Origin of the sequence: Motiliproteus coralliicola (assembly GCF_003345655.1) — a bacterium.
GTDB classification, from domain to species: domain Bacteria; phylum Pseudomonadota; class Gammaproteobacteria; order Pseudomonadales; family Balneatricaceae; genus Motiliproteus; species Motiliproteus coralliicola.
Genome location: NZ_QQOH01000002.1, coordinates 443555 through 460656, shown reverse-complemented (window position 1 = coordinate 460656; position 17102 = coordinate 443555). Strand labels below are relative to the sequence as shown.

General features: G+C 55.8%; 18 protein-coding genes. 4 read left to right on the top strand and 14 right to left on the bottom strand.

Translation table 11 applies throughout. The annotated features are described in order from the left end of the window. Positions 1 to 51: 51 nt before the first annotated feature. Complete coding sequence (rpoE, locus tag DV711_RS08935) at positions 52 to 633, bottom strand: RNA polymerase sigma factor RpoE (protein ID WP_114695683.1); 582 nt, start codon at positions 631 to 633, stop codon at positions 52 to 54. Positions 634 to 872: 239 nt separating this feature from the next. On the opposite strand from rpoE, the gene nadB reads away from it, so the two are divergent. Beyond that, a complete protein-coding gene (nadB, locus tag DV711_RS08930; RefSeq protein WP_114695326.1) occupies positions 873 to 2507 on the top strand; it encodes an L-aspartate oxidase in 1635 nt (544 codons plus the stop codon). On the opposite strand, the gene DV711_RS19325 is transcribed toward nadB, so the two are convergent. The 3 genes from DV711_RS19325 to DV711_RS08920 form a co-directional block, all read right to left on the bottom strand. After that, positions 2455 to 2901 (bottom strand): protein YgfX, encoded by a 447-nt coding sequence (locus DV711_RS19325; RefSeq protein WP_133297431.1) that lies wholly within the window; start codon positions 2899 to 2901, stop codon positions 2455 to 2457. The genes nadB and DV711_RS19325 overlap by 53 nt on opposite strands. Then, on the bottom strand, positions 2888 to 3139 hold the full coding sequence (locus DV711_RS08925) for an FAD assembly factor SdhE (RefSeq protein WP_114695325.1): 252 nt from the start codon (positions 3137 to 3139) through the stop codon (positions 2888 to 2890). The genes DV711_RS19325 and DV711_RS08925 overlap by 14 nt, the downstream gene beginning before the upstream one ends. Positions 3140 to 3451: 312 nt before the next feature. Continuing rightward, positions 3452 to 4084, bottom strand: coding sequence for a YiaD family glycine zipper/OmpA-like lipoprotein (locus DV711_RS08920; protein WP_114695324.1), 633 nt, complete (start codon positions 4082 to 4084; stop codon positions 3452 to 3454). A 213-nt stretch (positions 4085 to 4297) separates the two neighbouring features. Here DV711_RS08920 and DV711_RS08915 point away from each other — a divergent pair, with 213 nt between their 5' ends. Then, positions 4298 to 6208 (top strand): beta-ketoacyl synthase, encoded by a 1911-nt coding sequence (locus tag DV711_RS08915; protein ID WP_114695323.1) that lies wholly within the window; start codon positions 4298 to 4300, stop codon positions 6206 to 6208. Positions 6209 to 6231: 23 nt separating this feature from the next. Then, positions 6232 to 6633, top strand: a complete 402-nt coding sequence (locus DV711_RS08910; RefSeq protein ID WP_114695322.1) for a hypothetical protein — start codon at positions 6232 to 6234, stop codon at positions 6631 to 6633. Positions 6634 to 6672: 39 nt separating this feature from the next. Here DV711_RS08910 and DV711_RS08905 read toward each other — a convergent pair whose 3' ends face one another. The 5 genes from DV711_RS08905 to DV711_RS08885 all read right to left on the bottom strand — a co-directional run bounded on the left by DV711_RS08905 (position 6673) and on the right by DV711_RS08885 (position 11614). Beyond that, complete coding sequence (locus tag DV711_RS08905) at positions 6673 to 7473, bottom strand: TatD family hydrolase (RefSeq protein ID WP_114695321.1); 801 nt, start codon at positions 7471 to 7473, stop codon at positions 6673 to 6675. 55 nt (positions 7474 to 7528) lie between these two features. Beyond that, complete coding sequence (locus tag DV711_RS08900; RefSeq protein WP_114695320.1) at positions 7529 to 8218, bottom strand: hypothetical protein; 690 nt, start codon at positions 8216 to 8218, stop codon at positions 7529 to 7531. Positions 8219 to 8639: 421 nt separating this feature from the next. Further along, complete coding sequence (locus DV711_RS08895) at positions 8640 to 9023, bottom strand: hypothetical protein (RefSeq protein ID WP_133297430.1); 384 nt, start codon at positions 9021 to 9023, stop codon at positions 8640 to 8642. Positions 9024 to 9319: 296 nt separating this feature from the next. Beyond that, positions 9320 to 10906, bottom strand: coding sequence for a peptide chain release factor 3 (locus DV711_RS08890; RefSeq protein WP_114695318.1), 1587 nt, complete (start codon positions 10904 to 10906; stop codon positions 9320 to 9322). Positions 10907 to 11068: 162 nt separating this feature from the next. Continuing rightward, positions 11069 to 11614, bottom strand: a complete 546-nt coding sequence (locus DV711_RS08885) for an HPP family protein (RefSeq protein WP_243633773.1) — start codon at positions 11612 to 11614, stop codon at positions 11069 to 11071. Between the two features lie 119 nt (positions 11615 to 11733). On the opposite strand from DV711_RS08885, the gene DV711_RS08880 reads away from it, so the two are divergent. Continuing rightward, the gene (locus DV711_RS08880; RefSeq protein ID WP_243633772.1) at positions 11734 to 12303 is read left to right on the top strand and encodes a TetR/AcrR family transcriptional regulator; all 570 of its coding nucleotides are present in this window, start codon (positions 11734 to 11736) and stop codon (positions 12301 to 12303) included. 22 nt (positions 12304 to 12325) lie between these two features. Here the strand turns inward: DV711_RS08880 and DV711_RS08875 are convergent, their stop codons facing one another. Genes DV711_RS08875 through DV711_RS08860 form a run of 5 tightly spaced genes read right to left on the bottom strand, consistent with a single transcriptional unit; the run spans position 12326 to position 17042 of the window. Further along, positions 12326 to 13216, bottom strand: coding sequence for a DMT family transporter (locus DV711_RS08875; RefSeq protein ID WP_243633771.1), 891 nt, complete (start codon positions 13214 to 13216; stop codon positions 12326 to 12328). Positions 13217 to 13225: 9 nt separating this feature from the next. Then, a complete protein-coding gene (ccoG, locus tag DV711_RS08870) occupies positions 13226 to 14674 on the bottom strand; it encodes a cytochrome c oxidase accessory protein CcoG (protein ID WP_114695315.1) in 1449 nt (482 codons plus the stop codon). Next, entirely contained in the window at positions 14661 to 14816 is a 156-nt protein-coding gene (locus DV711_RS19460; protein WP_165840050.1) for a hypothetical protein, read from the bottom strand. Before DV711_RS19460 ends, ccoG begins: the two co-directional genes overlap by 14 nt. A gap of 11 nt (positions 14817 to 14827) precedes the next feature. Further along, a complete protein-coding gene (locus DV711_RS08865) occupies positions 14828 to 15364 on the bottom strand; it encodes a DUF934 domain-containing protein (RefSeq protein WP_114695314.1) in 537 nt (178 codons plus the stop codon). After that, positions 15348 to 17042, bottom strand: a complete 1695-nt coding sequence (locus tag DV711_RS08860) for a nitrite/sulfite reductase (protein ID WP_114695313.1) — start codon at positions 17040 to 17042, stop codon at positions 15348 to 15350. Before DV711_RS08860 ends, DV711_RS08865 begins: the two co-directional genes overlap by 17 nt. Positions 17043 to 17102 lie beyond the last annotated feature (60 nt).

Sequence of the window (17102 nt, the reverse complement as noted above, 5' to 3'; positions counted from 1 at the left end):
GTTGGGGTTAGTCTGTTGTCTTTCACTGGCCCTGTCATATGACAAGACAACTCAATTCATCATTGGTGCGACGACTTTGTCGACCGCCTCCCGGGCACGGAAGATACGTGAACGTACCGTTCCGACCGGACAATCCATAACATGGGCAATCTCTTCATAGCTCATGCCTTCAAACTCTCGCAGGGTCAGCGCCATGCGAAGATCTTCCGGCAATCGCTCCAGCACCTGCATCACCGCCTGTTCAAGCTCATTCTTGAACAGCTGATTTTCGGGCGTCTCCAACTCCTGCAGCACCGGGTTGTCGAAATGCTGCGCATCGCCGACATCCACATCCACATCCGGTGGTCGACGGCCTTTGGCAACCAAATGGTTCTTCGCCGTATTGATTGCGATCCGGTACATCCAGGTATAGAACGCACTATCTCCTCGAAAGTTCGGTAGGGCACGATAGGCCTTGATAAAAGCCTCCTGAGCCACATCCATCGCCTCGTGCTGGTCGTAGACATAACGACCGATCAACCCGATTATTTTGTGCTGGTACTTCTTGACCAGCAGATCAAAGGCGCGCTTATCGCCTTGCTGTACACGCTCCACCAACTGCTTGTCAGTTGGTGCACTCTTTCCTGTAGACAATCCGTTGAGCCCCTGCAACAGGTGATGGGATAATAATCCGGCTAACCTACCTTTTACCCAGCGCTAATACAACTGAGCCACCAGGCCCCTCCGCACTCACCTGCCGGGGCAGCTACAGAGTAGGAACACAAGCTGTGCGGTTAGTTCCAAATGGATGCCAGCATTTTTTCGGTTTGCTATGCTAGCCCCCTTTTTCAAGGTACAAAGCCGGGCCTGGCAGATCTGGACACGATGGTGAAATGAGCAAAGAACTGCATTTTGATGTACTGGTTGTCGGTAGCGGCGCATCCGGACTAACCCTAGCCCTACAGCTGGCCGACGAGGCGCGGGTTGCCGTGCTCAGTAAAGGGTCGCTGACCTCTGGCTCGACCTTTCAAGCTCAAGGCGGTATCGCGGCCGTCTATGACAAGCAGGACTCCAGCCAGGAGCACTGCCAGGACACGATGGTAGCCGGCGCCCAACTGAGCCACCAAGACGCGGTTGAATTCACCGTCAACCATGGCAAGCAGAGCATCGACTGGCTGGTGGATCAGGGGGTCCCTTTCACCCGAGAAAAGAGCGACAACGAACTGCATCTCACCAAAGAGGGCGGCCACAGCCACCGCCGTATCGTCCACGCTGACGATGCCACCGGCAAAGCGGTGTTGGAAACTCTGCTGCAACGGGCCAGAGCCCATAGCAACATCACCCTGATGCCGCAGGCGATAGCCATCGACCTGATCACCCGACATAAGATGAAGCTGGCCGATAACCGCTGCATCGGTGCCTATGTGCTGGACCAGAAAAGCGGCCACGTAGTGACAATGCTGGCCCCCTTCGTGGTACTGGCCACCGGTGGTGCCAGCAAAGCTTACCTTTATACCAGTAACCCAGACGGCTCCTCCGGTGACGGTATCGCCATGGCTTGGCGGGCCGGCTGCCGGGTCGCCAACCTGGAGTTCAACCAGTTCCATCCCACCTGCCTGTACCATCCTCAGGCCAAGTCGTTCCTGATCACCGAAGCCGTTCGCGGCGAGGGCGGACACCTGTTACTCCCAGACGGGTCGCGGTTTATGCATCGCTATGACGAACGCCTGGAACTGGCACCACGGGATATCGTCGCACGGGCGATCGACCATGAGATGAAACGCCTGGGCTGCGACTGCCTCTACCTCGACATCTCCCACAAGCCCAGCGAGTTCGTCCGCAGCCACTTCCCGACCATCTACGCCAAATGCCTAGAGTTCGGTATCGATATCACCGAGGACCCGATCCCGGTAGTGCCGGCAGCCCACTACACCTGCGGTGGCGTGATTACCAACCATCTTGGCCAGACCGACATCCCCGGACTCTATGCCATCGGAGAAACCGCATTCACCGGATTGCATGGTGCCAACCGGCTGGCCAGCAACTCCCTGCTTGAATGCGTGGTTTACGGCACGTCGGCGGCAACGGATATCCGCAACAAACTGGATTTCTCCAACGGCCTTCCCGACGCCCCGTTTTGGGATGAAAGCCAGGTTACGGATTCTGACGAAGACGTAGTAATTGCTCACAACTGGGATGAACTGCGCCGATTTATGTGGGACTACGTCGGCATCGTGCGAACCAAGAAGCGCCTGCAGCGCGCGCTGAATCGGGTCACCCTGCTGCAGCATGAGATCCTGGAGTATTACAGCAACTATAAGGTCAGTAAGGATTTGCTGGAGCTTCGGAACTTAGCGGTGGTCGCCGAGCTGATTATCCGCTCAGCGATGAAACGCAAAGAAAGCCGCGGGCTGCATTACACCCTGAACTACCCGAACCAACTACCAGATCAACGCGACACCATCCTGACCCCGGTTAACTATGACTGGAGCCGCGCAACTTCAATAGCACCCGCAGTCGACGAATAGGCCGCCGATTGTCGCTGTCAGAAAGTACCAGTTGAGAGAAACTCTTCCCCTGAGCGGGGTCAAGCGGGTGAAAACAGAGCAGATCAACAACGGGCCACAATCGACACCCGTCGCCAGGCCGCACCTGGTACTCCGACTCCGGTTCAACCCTTAATGCCGCATACCAGCCGTTATGGTCCCAACGCAGATAGACCGGGCTTTGAGGGTGTGACAACCAGGCAAAACGGCGCAGCAGCTGGATCCAGGATATCAGCAGCAACAGCAGGACGATGAAATAAAGCAACGCTGGCAGACTCGCCAGCAGTAGTGCCAAAGCAGCTACAAGATGAGCAGCACTGATCAGAATGACCAGCGCCGATGAAGGTTTGAACTCCAAGCGATCAGGTTGGAACACTTTCCAAAATCAGATCGACGATACGCTTCAAATCAGCATCTTCAGGCTCAGCGTTGCGCATAACCCAGCTAAAAATATCCTGATCTTCACACTCGATCAGCTTTTCAAAACGCTGCTGATCATCCAATGCCAGGCCGCGGAACCGATCCTGAAGGAAGGGGATCAGCAGCACATCCAGTTCGAGCATACCGCGACGGCAGTGCCAGCGCAGACGGTTGATATCAGTTTCGCTATACATCCTAATCAGTCTCCCACTCGGCTAGCGAAAAAACAGAGCGCATCATAGCACAGCGATAGTTACCGCATCAGGATCAGGAAAAGCCCCATGAGCAAAAAATAGGAATTTTTCCTATTCCCATATAATTCACATGGGATAAGATCACTCTCGAACGCTAGAGGTGAAAGGATTCACCTGCGACGAAGGAGCGTCGCACGTTCATACTCGACACAGGGAAAAGTGTGCCAGCATGGAACGCTGAAGACAGGGCCTATGACCGGATGTCATAAGGCCCTTTCTTTTTTCTCGGTTCCAGGCACATTTAACGGCTGATCAGCCCGCATTACCCCGAATATTCAGTTCAACCCGACGATTTTGCGCTCGTCCCTGGGCGGTTGCATTGTCAGCAACCGGGTATCGCTCACCCCAGCCTCGACTCTGCAGTCGAGTGTTGGCCACCCCAACCCCGGCCAAGTATGACTGCACACTGTAAGCACGGCGCTCCGACAGCTGCTGGTTGTATTCAAAACCACCCTGACTATCGGTGTAGCCATCGATCTGCAACAACGTTTGATCGAACTTCTTCAGCACCTTGGCAACCGAGTTCAACACCGGCAGGAAGCTGCTTTCCAGCATTTCCGAGCCTGTAGCGAAGGTGATATTACCCGGCATGATCAGGCGAATTTCATCACCACGGCGTTCCACCTGCACTCCGGTACCTTGCAGCTCCTGACGCAGCAGTGCTTCCTGCTGATCCATGTAATAACCAATACCACCACCCACGGCGCCACCAACCAAGGCTCCGGTCAGAATCCCTTTCTCACGATCTCCCTTGCTGCTGACAGCAGCCCCCAGCACCGCGCCTGCAACCGCACCAATGCCAGCTCCCTTGGTGGTATTACCCACCTTTTGTTCACCGGTATAAGGATCGATGGTCTGACAGCCTGAAGCCAATGCCACCATCATTGAGGCAACCAAAATTTTTTTCTTCACTCTCGTACTCCTGTTACGAATATCAAACCGATGCTAAGCCATTGATGACCCCGGTTCGGGGGTTCAGTTCCCCTCCATCGATCATTAGACATGGTCATTCTGCAGTAATAGCCCTAGTATCCGCTCAACTCTACTTATAAAATGCAGACAGTTCACCCGATACAGCCTGTCTTTGAGGATTCTTTGTTGTCCAACCTACCCGTCATTATCGGTTACGGAGGCGTCAACGCCGCCGGACGTTCATCCTTCGATCACGCCTATCGACGCCTGATTCTCGACAAGCTGTCAGAAGCGGACCAGCATTCGACCCTGCTCGGCCTGGCCACCCTGATGGGCGAGATCCAGAACCAGGAGGGCCAACTGCTCGACCGGGATGGAATCGCCATCGATCCAACCCGACTTTCGGACCGTTTTAGGCCCTATCTGCTGAACAACACCTTAATTCGACGAATTCATCCGGACTGGTACGACATCGATAAGGTCACTTTCAACCGTGCCGCCAAGCTGGAGCTACCCGCCGAGCAGCGTAGCTTTTTCCTGCGCAAACGCCAGCTGCCGAATCAAGTGCCGAGCGAGTGGAAACTGACCGAGCTCGACGGCGGGCTGATTCAGGTTGAGATCGACGACTCGCTGGATACGATTCTGCCGGACAGCAAGCGCTCCTCGGTCCGCGCCGCCGGTCAACTACCCACCGGATTCAAACCCGGAACCCTGTACCAATCCCGCAACCATCCGCGCAATCTGCAGATGAGCATCTACAGTGCTTCGGACGCGATCAAAAGCATGGGCATCGACTGGGAGCAGATCCGCGACCGACTGGCGCCGGATCAGATCGCCGTCTACGCCGGCAACTCCATCGGCCAGCTGGATGACTGTGGTTTCGGGGGCTTGCTGAAATCACCCTCGATCGGCAAACGGACCACATCCAAGCAGATGCCGCTGGGCTACGGTCAGATGCCGGCCGATTTCGTCAACGCCTACCTGCTCGGCAACCTGGGCTCTACTGGCTCATCACTCGGTGCTTGCGCCTCCTTCCTCTACAACCTGCGTACCGGTGTCGAAGATATCCGCAGTGGTCGTCGCCAACTGGTTCTGGTCGGCGCCAGCGATGCCCCGATCACCGAAGAGATTATCGAAGGCTTCCGCGCCATGGGCGCGCTGGCCGAAGAGAAAGGCCTACTGGCCCTGGACGACAAGCAACAGCTAGACGATAACGACCTTCGCCGCACCTCACGACCATTCGCCAACAACTGCGGCTTTACCATGGGCGAATCCTCCCAATTTGTGGTGCTGTGCAGCGATAGCCTAGCGCTGGAAATGGGAGCCCAGATCTTCGGTTCGGTCCCCGACGTCTTCGTCAATGCCGACGGTTTCAAGAAATCGATCTCCGCCCCGGGCGTAGGCAACTACATCACCCTGGCCAAATCGGCGGCCCTGATCCGCTCGATGCTCGGTGAAGAATCACTACGCTATCGCAGCTACGTCCAGGCTCATGGCACCAGCACCCCGCAGAACCGGGTCACAGAGTCCCATGTACTAAACCAGACCGCCAAGGCATTCGATATACCCAACTGGCCTGTCAGCGCACTGAAGTGCTATATCGGCCACTCACAGGGAACCGCCGGCGCCGACCAGTTGGCCCTGTCCTTAGGCACCTGGCGCTACGGCTACATTCCGGGCATCGCCACCATGGATCAGGTTGCCGAAGATGTGCATGCCAGCAACCTTCGATTTGAGCAACAACACCTTGAGGTAGGCCCCCAAGGCATGGACAGCGTACTGCTCAACTCCAAGGGTTTTGGCGGCAACAACGCCAGCGCTGCGGTACTGGCCCCCCATATTACCGAGCAGCTGCTGGAGCGTCGGCACGGCAAAAAGGCATTGTCTGCTTACCGCGAACGCGCCGAAGAGGTACGTCAGAACGCCGCTGAATACGATCAGGATGCTTGCACCGGTCTCAGCAAGCCGACCTATCTGTTTGGTCATAACGTGCTGGAAGGTGAAGAGCTGCAGATCGATGGCCAACGGATCCGCATCCCCGGCTACGAGCAGCCGATTGAACTCGAGCTGGATAATCCATTCGACGATATGTGCTGAGCCACACACGCAAGGAGAGCACCGTGAAGATATTGTCCCGCTTTGGCTTGATATTGGTGGCGCTAGCCGCCGTGAGCGCCTGCAGCATCCAGTTGCCCAAAGTACCCAGCGGCAGCCTGATTCTGGACATAGAGGCTCAGGTGCTCTGTCTGAACAATGCGGCATCCTGTCGGTCACTATCACTGATTGCGACCAACGCTAAGCGCAATGAACTGCTGCGCCATTGGCAGGGCGATCCCTGGGATTGGTCTCGATTACAAACGCCCAGCGATCTGGCCAATCTGCTTCTCAGCCCTCCATACGGCAGTTACCGGGTCGAGCAACTCAGCGATAGTCAGTATCAGCTATCGATCTCGCCCGTCACCCTTGATGCATGGACGATTCTGAACGACGAATACAAGCTACGCTATCTCGAAAGGAACTGATTATTCGAGCAGGCTGATTTGGGACCCAGACTACTCGCTTTAGGACTCCAACCTCGGCAGCACCGCCAAGGTATTGCTCCAGAACTGTTGCGCTAACACAGCCGCCGGCTGCTGCAACAACTCCCCCATGACTTGCAAAACACCCGGCAAGTAATCCGGTCGATTGAGCTGCCCCTGCCTACCGCACAACGGCATATCTGGAGCGTCGGTTTCCAACACCCAGGCCTCCGGTCCAAGCTCCTTCACGGTGCGACGCAAACGCTGGGCCCGGGGATAGGTCACCGCACCACCGATCCCTAACTTGAACCCCATCGATAGATACTGCTCCGCCTGCTGCCGACTACCAGAAAAAGCATGCACGATCCCCCCAAATTCAAACCGCTGCCGACGCAGCAGCTGAATCAACGGATCGTGGCACTTACGCGCATGCAGTAGCAGCGGCAGCCGATAGCTACTCGCCAGATCAAGCTGCTGCTGCAGCAGCTCGAGCTGAGGCTCACGCTCAGCATCAGGGGACCAGAAATCCAGCCCCAGCTCTCCCAGAGCAACCGGCAACTGCTGCTGCAGTAACTGCTCCAATCGAACCAAATGTTGTTGCCGATGATCGGCCATAAAGCAGGGATGCATACCCAGCGCCGGCAATAACCTGGGCGTGTCGGACGTCAGCTGCCCATGGCTTCGACACAACTCTATCAAGCCATCCCAGCCAGCGGCACGCACACCGGGAACAACGATCACCTCGACTCCGGCCTCGACCGCTTGACGCATGATTGTCTGGCGTTGTGAATCAAATACACTGAAATCCAGATGGCAGTGACTGTCGCACAAACGCACATTCATCGACCAAGCTCCCGCCGCTCACACCATCGGCAGAGCCGACCTATGGCTAAGCGATTCAATCAACGTCCTCGTTCTTGTCGCTCTCAACCTGCGCTGCAACCGCCTCAAGCAACTCCTGATTCAGCTCGGCGGCTTGTTGCTGCTGAGCCTCTGCCAGCGTCTCGTTGAGACCCTCCGATGTGAACGCCCCCAATTGACGCACCGCCTGCTGCATCAACTGCAACAACGAATCCATCGAGTCCTCAAATAGGTCAGCCAGTTCCAGCGCATTAGCCAGACCAGCCACGTAGGATTGCAACCCTTGGTCGATGGAGCCTACACCTGCAACCTGCTGATAACTTTGGGCCGCTCGATGGCGGTACTGATACTGTTCGGTACGACTCATCTCCAGCGACAGGCTGACAACCTCTCCAGTATCCAGCCCCAGTTCCTTTAGCTGCTCCAAGCTCTGCTGCGGCTGCTGGTCAAAAAACTGCCCGGCCAGCTGGCCCACCTGCTCCATCAATCGCTCAATATCCTCCAACTCCTGTGCATCCAGCTCACCTTGGATACGGAAATCCAAAGCTTGGCGAGAGCGACTTTCCAGCTGTAACTGCTGCAACTCGATCTGCCCCCCTGCAGCCTCTAACTGAGCGCTGTCGGACTGATAGCTGAAGCTTTGAGCAGCGAAGATCTCCAGCTCGACGACATCACCGTCCCTCGTGGTCAGACTCAAGCTCAAGGACTGCTGCTGTCGGGCCTGCATGGAAACTGACTCGGAGCGAAGCTGGAAAGCTTCAGGCCGACTTGGTGCGGAAACTCTGTCGGTCGGTGGCAAGGGGGCTGCCCGGGAATCTGCCGAGGGCTGCCCAAAGGCAGGCGTGGACTCGAGCCCCTGTCGTGAAGATAAATTGCCGCCCAAAGCGCCTGCTAAACCAACCAAATTCATAACCAACTCCAAAATAACGGCTTCAGGATTCCCACCAACCCCTCAAAGCTTGATGCGAAAAGCCCCACAACAGGCTAACGGCACCGGAACGCAGGGCTAAACTGAAAATTAATCCAGTTAAATTAAATTTCGTTAGAAGATTTTCAACAACCGTGACAGCAGAGCCTTTCCCCAGTGGTAGAGATAGGCAGAGGAGAGATCAAAAAGTCCCGATAAACAGAGAGATGGATCGTAACGCCTAGCCCGCAGGGACCGGATGGCTACGATAGATCGCCCGGATGATCCACACCAGCGCACCTGCCAAACAGAGCACAGCCCCAGGAATGGCGCCATAGATTCCGGGGATATGGCTCAAGGTGGCGATGCCCACAGCCATATAGATAAAGGGGAGATATTCGTAGATCTGTTCAGGAAACAGCCAACGATTCTTACGGTTCTCAACCTGATGGCGTGAATTTTTACGACGGTAAGATGAGCGCGTTACCCAGACGATAGCGCCCGCCGCATACAGACAGGCGGCCGAAACCGATACCAACGGGCTACCGAGCAGCATAAAAAGGGCTACACCGATGGCAATATAGAGATAGGGCAAGGCCTCATACAACGTCTTTGGTATGTACAAGGTTCTCCTCCTGGGATATCCCCACGCCGACGCGCTACTACTGGTGAAACGCGACCCTACTACGCTTACACCGGGTGAATAAACTATCCTTCCTTGGCTTGAGTAAATGGTTAAGCATTATCTGGGCCATTGCTTCAATCTTATTTAGAGTCAACAGCTTAAAAAACAACCAAACAACCGTTTAGATTTGTCGTAAAAAATATTGACGCTGAAGTAACAGCCCAGCAAAGTCATCGAAATTCGACTATCCGTGTCTGACCTCAGCGGTCATTCCATAGCCCTGCACATCAACCCGATTAATGCTCGCGGGTCGCCCGGAAGCGGATATCCGGCCAGCGCTCTTCGGTCAGGCTCAAGTTGACTCGAGTCGGAGCCAAGTACGTCAGCAAGCCACCGCCATCTATAGCCAGGTTGTCATGACCCTTGCGGCGGAACTCTTCCAGCATCTTATCGTCATCACACTCGACCCAACGGGCAGTCTGAACCGAGATTGGCTCGTACACGCAATCTACCTTGTATTCATCCTTGAGCCGGAATACGACCACTTCAAACTGCAGCTGCCCCACCGCACCCAGAACCAGATTATTGTTCTTGAGCGGCATAAACAGTTGGACCGCGCCCTCTTCCGAGAGTTGCTGCAAGCCCTTTTGCAACTGTTTCATCTTCAGTGGGTCTTTCGGCCTAACCGCTTTGAACATCTCCGGGGCAAAGTGCGGGATACCGGTATACTTCAGCACCTCCCCTTCGGTGAAGGTGTCTCCAATCTGGATCGTGCCGTGGTTGTGCAGGCCGATGATATCGCCGGACCAGGCCTGCTCGACGTTGGCCCGATCACCGGCCAGGAAAGTTACCGCATCGGCGATTTTGATATCTTTGCCGATCCGACAGTGACGCATTTTCATGCCCTGTCGATAACTGCCCGAACAGATGCGCATAAAAGCGATCCGGTCGCGGTGCTTGGGGTCCATGTTCGCCTGGATCTTGAAGATAAAGCCGGAGAATTTAGCCTCATCGGCCACCACTTCGCGTGACTCGGTGGCACGCTCCGAGGGTGCCGGAGCCCACTCGACAAAGTCGTCGAGCATCTGTCGAACACCGAAATTAGCCAGCGCAGTACCAAAGAAGACAGGAGTCAAAGTCCCTTTCAGGAACGCCTGCTGGTCATATTCATGGCTAGCGCCACGGACTAGCTCGATCTCATCGCAGAAATCGTCATAGATATCACCGAGGAACGCCTTGGCCTCGTCCGACTCCAAGCCCTGAATCTGCTCATCCTCATGGAGTACATTGTTGTTGCCTTGATCAAATTTGATCAGGGTATCGGTATAGAGGTTGTAGACGCCTTGAAAATCCTTACCCATGCCGATCGGCCAAGTGATCGGCGCCGCTTCAATCTTCAGCACCTCTTCGATCTCATCAAGCAGCTCAATCGGATCACGGATATCGCGGTCCATCTTGTTCACAAAGGAGAAGATCGGAGTATCGCGAAGACGGCAAACATCCATCAACTTGATGGTTCGATCCTCGACCCCCTTGGCGCCATCGACCACCATCAAAGCCGAATCAACCGCAGTCAAGGTTCGGTAGGTATCTTCGGAGAAGTCTTCGTGACCCGGCGTGTCCAGCAGGTTGACCACTCGATCCTTGTAGGGAAATTGCATCACCGAAGAGGTGATCGAGATTCCACGCTGCTGCTCCATCGACATCCAGTCGGACGTCGCATGCCGATCACTCTTGCGCCCCTTTACCGTTCCGGCCTTTTGGATCAACTGCCCCAACAACAGCAGTTTTTCGGTAATCGTGGTCTTACCCGCATCCGGGTGGGAAATGATGGCAAAGGTTCTGCGAGCCGCGACTTCTGCGGCAACTGAAGCGTCTGACATGGTCGATCTCTAAAGTATGTACACCAAGCTGTACACAAATAAAAAAGCCCCCCAGCAGTAGCCAGGGGAAAAGATCGCGCGATTATACATGATCACCCGGTGAGCAGCGATGTCAGTCAGATCCAGATATTGGACCAACTCAGAGATCCTCTATCGCAGAACTTACCAGTACTTCGGGTAGCTCAATCCCCGGCACAGGTTGTTGTAAACCAACGCCACCGCAACGATCAGCAGAGCACCCAGCAATGTCGGCAACAGCAGAAACTCCCACCCCGGCAGCATCAAGAAAACGATAACCGGATTGGAGCCCGCAGGCGGATGCACCGTTCGGGTCAACATCATCAACGCAATCGCCAGACCGACCGCCAGCCCCAGCGACCATACCTGCGGACCAAACAGCGTCAAACAAGCCAAGCCAATCAACGAACTGAGGAAATGACCCGCCACAATGTTTCTAGGTTGAGAAAATGGCGCATCGGGAAAACCAAACACCAGCACACAGGAAGCCCCAAACGAGCCCAATACCAGCGCCAGGCCGAGATTCTCTGCCAAGCCCGCCAGCACCAGCATCATCACGAAACCACCTAGCCCCGCCATCAAGATCTGCCGAGGCGCGGCCCTAGGCGGCAATGCGCTTTTATCGCCAGCAAACCGGGCACGCCAACTCCCCACCGGTATTTCCACCATTTCCCGATCAGATCGCAACATAGTGACCTCCATAGCAAACCCACAATAAGTAGACCGACCTGTCTACCTCCAGACACAAAAGTAGACAACACTGTCTACTTTTGTCAACATTCTTTTCGAATAAGCTGATGGGAAGAACCGTGTCTGCCAAACGAATGCTACTGATCGAAACAGCCTTTGCGCTGTTCTACTGCAAAGGAGTTCATGCGGTTGGGATCAATGAAGTCCTAGCCGAATCCGGGGTAGCCAAGAAAACCCTCTACCACCATTTCGATAGCAAAGACGCGCTGATTGCCGCCGTGGTTGATTACCGGGACCAACGTTTTTTGAGCTGGCTTGAGTCGAGGTTTGAGGCCGTTCAGCCTGGTATAGCGAAGATCGATGCGCTATTTGATGCGCTGGATGACTGGTTCAACGACCGGGTCACTGACTTGATGCCCTTCCATGGCTGTTTTTTTATCAACGTCAGCGGTGAGTTCGGTGAGCCAGACCATCCGATTCATCAGCAATGTGCCCGACATAAACAACGGGTCGCCGCACTGATCGAATCTCAGCTACTGCTGCAAATGAGCTCACCGGAAGAGTGTCGCGAGATCTGCCAAACCCTGTGCTTATTAAAAGAAGGGGCCATCACCCAAGCCCATGTTCAAGGCGATAGAGACGCGGCCCTGAAAGCCAAAAAAGCCGCTTTACGTCTGATGGAACGCTAGGATTTTTTGCAGGTTCCCTAGGCTAAATCGGCTTTACCGACCCAGCGGCAAGTTTCCGATTGTAGATCAGCGTGTAGCCTCCGCTCAAAACGATGATCAACCCACCGGCCAGGGTTGCCACATCGGGTCGCTCCGCAAAAAAGAGCGCCGCGAGAATCAACGCGAAGATCAAGCGGGTATAGCGAAATGGCGCCACCACGGAGACCTCACCGGTTCGCATCGCGATCGTTAGTGCGTTGTACGCCACAACGCCGCAAACCACCGCCGCTCCAATCAAGCCCGCCGTCGCGGAATCCAGTAAGACCGGCTGGCCGTTGTATAGGTGCAAGCCCACCCCTGTGGGGATCAGGATGAAAAACCCGTAGACACCCAATTGTCGATTAGACAGCTCTGACGGTGCTGCTCGGGTCGCCAGATCGCGTCCGGCAAAGCCGACCATCCCGATCACGGCCAAGATCGAGGCCGGTTCAAAACTTCCCAACCCGGGACGGATAACCAGCAACACACCGACAAAACCGAGGACGATGGCAAGCCAACGCCTTAGCCCCACCTGCTCGTTGAACAACAGTGCAGCCCCGAGCACAACCACCAGCGGGGTCGCCTGCAGAATCGTTGAAGCACTGGACAGCGAGCTAAGCGTAATCGCCAACACGAAGAACAATCGCCCGACTACTTCGCAGACAGCACGAATCAAGATCGGAGTTGATAGTAGTGCCGGGTGAAGCAGGCTCTCCCGTTGACGAAAACACAGCAGCGAAAAGACCAAGGTCCCGCCCAGCCCAAATAGTGCCAGTACAAACCCGGTCGAGACGCTGCCGGCAGCTGCCTTAATCAGCATATCTTCGACGGCGAAGGCCGCCATAGCCAGCATCATAAAGAGACTACCGCGGGTATTATCCGCTGCTGTATTCACTCCAAAGCCTCAAGGTGTGTTGCTGCTCGGAGCCGGTCCGATAAAGACCGCCTTACGCGTCGCGTTGATCTCCTCGAGCGAGGTTGAAACGCTAAAGGCGATCTGCTGACTATCGGATACCAACCATTTTGCCGGAATCCGCACGAACACTTCGTGGGCGGTAACACCCGAAGGGGCCAACAACACCGGTTCGGAAACTCCCACCGCTTTCAAGCCTGCCGCGCCGGTTACGGTTATCTTGGCTTCCAGCGGTTGATCGGTTTTGTTCAGCAGTTTCAGCTGGTAGCGGTTCTGGATTGAACCATCACTTTGCATCACGAACATCGGCTGGCGATGATGGATCACCTTAAGCTCCAATCCATCCAGCGTTGCCAGTCCCCAGGCACCACCGACCACCGAGAATGCCAGGATACCGAAATAGACCCAGACCCTGGGGCGTTTGAACCAGCGCGCCTGGGTTTTGCCCAGCAGGCCATTCAAGGAATCGTAACGGACCAACCCTTTGGGCCGACCGATCTTTTCCATCACCGAATCGCAGGCATCGATGCAAAGGCCACAGGTGATACAGCCCTGCTGCTGACCGTCACGGATATCGATCCCGGTCGGGCAGACCGCCACGCATAGGTTGCAATCGATACAATCCCCCAGATGATCGTCCGACTGGCCTTTCTTACGTCGACCACGGGACTCACCGCGTACCGCATCGTAGGCCGGCAGCACCGTATCCTGATCCACCATCACCCCCTGGATTCGGGAGTAAGGGCACAGCCACATACAGGTCTGCTCGCGCATAAAACCGGCCAGGCTGTAGGTGCCGAACACAAAGGCACCAATAGTGATCGTGGCTTCCAACGGCAGCGACAACGCCAACATGCCCTGCCACAGCTCTCCCGCATCCATAAACCAGGCCACAAAACTTACCCCAGTCAGCAAACCAATCAATAACCAGAGCCCATGCTTGATCGCCTTGATTCGCAGTTTGGTCAAACTCCAGGGGGCTTCATCCAGTTGCTGGCGCTGACGGGGCTTGCCCTCAAGCCACTCCTCGATCAATACGAACACGTCGGTCCAGACCGTCTGAAAACAGAAGTAACCGCAAAATACTCGACCCGCCAAAGCGGTCACCACCGCCAACAGGATGGCGAAAAACAGCAGGATCATCGCCAGGATCCACAGATCCTGGACCAAGACGGTGAGCCCGAACAGATAAAACTTCTGTGCCGGCAGATCAAACAGCACTGCCTGTCGGTCTCCCCAATGCAGGTAAGGGCCGAGAAAAAACAGCAGCCAGACACTGCTGGTCCACCATTTAACCGAGCGCCAACGCCCGGGCATCCGCTTGGGGTGGATTTTCTGCTCCCCGACATTGACGTGCCACTGGCCAACCTCGGCGTAGATATCATCAATCTGAGTGCTGTCGATCTGAGCAACATCAATCAGTGAATCAGCGCTTTTCATGGCGATTCTCCTTCGAGTCGGCAACCGAACGATCACCGGAGAAAATTTGAGCCCGGACCTTGAACCCAACCACGATCAACAACAGTGCGGATCCGACCACGGACAGAATCGATAACACCGCAACCAGGTCTAGATTGTTCATATACGGAAACCTCAGGTTTTGTTAACGCTGTTGCTAGCGCTAGAGAAACGAAACTTAAACGGCGTACGGGGGCTGTAGATCGAGCCTTGGTAGCTCAGATTCATTCCCTCCAGCATCGACATCGCCGTCTCCAGCGACTCCCCCGGTTGCAGGGCGATGGCGTTGAAGCCACAACGGCGCAACTGTGGTGCCTGATCGGCAATCAATTGACCGAAGGCGCGTAGCTCCCCGCCGTAACCATGGCTCTCGCGCAATAGCGCGCCGAGGGAAAACCCGGTGCCGTCCTGAAAGCTGTTGAACCGGATTGCGATGGCCGGCAAGCGATCCAGGTGGTCAATCAATGCCGCGATATCCGCATCACCGTCAAACCAGACCCCCGCTAGCTTTTGGCCTTCCGTTATCTCCATACCGGACTGCATGACCAACCAGCGAGACAACGGCAGAAATACCGATTGCTGCAGTGATGAGTGAATCGGGGTGTCCTCATCAATCTCGATGATCCGAGCCGAGTCATCGACGATGCCACCATCTTTAATGATCCTGGGCATACACAGCCTCCTTAAACGGCGCCACACCCAAGCGAGCGAACAGCTCAGCAAAAGATTCCTGGGCGCTCAAGCGCAGTTTTAGATACACGGAAAAAATCTGATCGATCGCCCCATCGACAGCCTCAGCTGCCAGCGCCGGACCCAGCACCTTGCCGATTTTCGAATGGTTGCCGGACTGGCCGCCCAGGGTGATCTGATAAAACTCTCGGCCGGACTTCTCCAATCCGAGGATGCCGATATCGGCGATATGGTGATGGGCGCAGGCGTTGATGCAGCCGGAGATCCGCAACGACAGCTCACCCAGCCGATATAGCTTGTCCAGATCAACCAGCCGCTGTTGAATCGCGGCGCTGATCGGCAACGAACGGGCACTGGCCAGGTTGCAGAAGTCAGCCCCTGGGCAGCAGACCAGATCCGCTGCAGTCCCCTGGGTCGGTGTCGCCAGCTGCTCGCTTTCGAGCGCCTGCCAGAGCGCAAACAGATCCGACTTTTTAACATCCGGCAGAACCATGTTCTGTTGCTGGGCAGTGCGAACCTCGGCAAAACCAAAGCGCTCTGCCAGCGCTGCCACCGCCTCCAACTGTCGGTAGTGGATATCACCGGGAGCACGCCCCACCGCTTTCAACGACAGGGTGACGGCCGCATAGCCCGCCACCTTGTGGGCGTGAACGTTATGGGTCAGCCACTGCTCGAAATCCGGATGCTGTTGTCGCTGCTCAGCAAGCAGGGCTTCGCCCTCCAGCGGATCGATCAGCGGGTAGTTGGGAGCACTGAAAAACGAGCGCGCGTAGGCCAGCTCGTCGGGCTTGAGCAGATGATCGCTGCGGCTGGAGGATTTGAACTCGTCCTCCACCTGCTCCTTGAAGCGCTCAATGCCCAGCGCCTTGACTAGGATCTTGATCCGCGCCTTGTACTTGTTGTCCCGACGGCCGTGGCGGTTGTAGACCCGCAGAATCGCTTTCAGATAGGCCAGCAGTTCGGCCTGGGGCAGGAAGCTTCGAATCCGCGAACCCAGCATCGGAGTACGCCCCAACCCGCCGCCAACCCAGACCTCAAAGCCCAAGGGGTTCACACCGGAAGGGCCAACCCCGTCAACACCGGGCTGCTCAACCAGTCGCAAACCGATATCGTGTAGCTGAATGGCCGCTCGATCTTCATGGGCGCCAATCACTGCGATCTTGAATTTTCGCGGTAGAAAGGCGAACTCCGGGTGCAAAGTCGACCACTGGCGGATAATCTCGCAGTAGGGACGCGGATCGGCAACCTCATCCTGGGCCACCCCGGCCAACGGATCGCTGGTGGTGTTGCGGATACAGTTGCCGCTGGTCTGGATCGCATGCATCTCAACCTCGAGCAACTGCTCCAGAATCTCCGGCACCTGCTCCATCTTCACCCAGTTAAACTGTAGATTCTGTCGCGTGGTGACATGGCAGTAACCACGGTCATAAGTCTTGGCGATCTGCGCCAGCTTGCGCAGCTGAGTTGACGCCAACACCCCGTACGGCACCGCCACCCGTAGCATCGGCGCATGCTTTTGCAGATACAGGCCGTTTTGCAACCGCAGCGGCAAGAAAGTCTGCTCGGCGATCTCGCCATTCAGAAACCGACTCATCTGCCCCTTGAACTGCTGTACACGATCCTGAACGACCTGGCGGTCGTAATCGTCATACTGATACATCGTTTCAATACCCCGTCAGCGACAGAAAAAACCTGTCTAGTCATGTGCACAGGGTATGGG

Bases quoted from the DNA above. Each gene is read 5' to 3' on its own strand.
- nadB (WP_114695326.1), top strand. From the start codon at position 873: ATGAGCAAAGAACTGCATTTTGATGTACTGGTTGTCGGTAGCGGCGCA.
- DV711_RS08925 (WP_114695325.1), bottom strand. From the start codon at position 3,139: ATGTATAGCGAAACTGATATCAACCGTCTGCGCTGGCACTGCCGTCGC.
- DV711_RS08920 (WP_114695324.1), bottom strand. From the start codon at position 4,084: ATGATGGTGGCATTGGCTTCAGGCTGTCAGACCATCGATCCTTATACC.
- DV711_RS08905 (WP_114695321.1), bottom strand. From the start codon at position 7,473: ATGAATGTGCGTTTGTGCGACAGTCACTGCCATCTGGATTTCAGTGTA.
- DV711_RS08900 (WP_114695320.1), bottom strand. From the start codon at position 8,218: ATGCAGGCCCGACAGCAGCAGTCCTTGAGCTTGAGTCTGACCACGAGG.
- DV711_RS08890 (WP_114695318.1), bottom strand. From the start codon at position 10,906: ATGTCAGACGCTTCAGTTGCCGCAGAAGTCGCGGCTCGCAGAACCTTT.
- DV711_RS08885 (WP_243633773.1), bottom strand. From the start codon at position 11,614: ATGTTGCGATCTGATCGGGAAATGGTGGAAATACCGGTGGGGAGTTGG.
- ccoG (WP_114695315.1), bottom strand. From the start codon at position 14,674: ATGAAAAGCGCTGATTCACTGATTGATGTTGCTCAGATCGACAGCACT.
- DV711_RS19460 (WP_165840050.1), bottom strand. From the start codon at position 14,816: ATGAACAATCTAGACCTGGTTGCGGTGTTATCGATTCTGTCCGTGGTC.
- DV711_RS08865 (WP_114695314.1), bottom strand. From the start codon at position 15,364: ATGCCCAGGATCATTAAAGATGGTGGCATCGTCGATGACTCGGCTCGG.
- DV711_RS08860 (WP_114695313.1), bottom strand. From the start codon at position 17,042: ATGTATCAGTATGACGATTACGACCGCCAGGTCGTTCAGGATCGTGTA.